The sequence below is a fragment of the Salmonella sp. SAL4457 genome, assembly GCF_046548235.1.
Lineage (GTDB): Bacteria > Pseudomonadota > Gammaproteobacteria > Enterobacterales > Enterobacteriaceae > Salmonella > Salmonella enterica.
Window position 1 is genome coordinate 1 of sequence record NZ_JBGDZO010001417.1, and the last position, 232, is coordinate 232.

At 71.1% G+C, this 232-nt stretch carries 1 protein-coding gene; it reads right to left on the reverse strand.

What is annotated here, in order from left to right; all coding sequences use genetic code 11:
* A partial coding sequence (tssJ, locus tag ACLJNW_RS28840; RefSeq protein WP_410962110.1) for a type VI secretion system lipoprotein TssJ occupies positions 1 to 232 on the reverse strand: 232 nt, incomplete at both ends.

Below are 232 nucleotides of genomic sequence, written 5' to 3' on the forward strand. Positions count from 1 at the left end.
GCCGATGGCCTGCGCGCCGAGCGTGATGTCGAGATGGCTGGTGCGTTGCCCCGGCACGTCGAGGACCTGGCGCCAGGTGGCGCGGTCGAGGTCGCGGTAGGCGGCGACGAAACCGAGCTGGCGGGTCTGCTCGTCGAGCGTGCGTTCGATGCGCCGTTCCTCGCCCGGACGCAGGAGGAACTCGTCCTGCTCCACCAGGTCGCCACCGAGGGTCGACTGGGCGTTGTCGGTG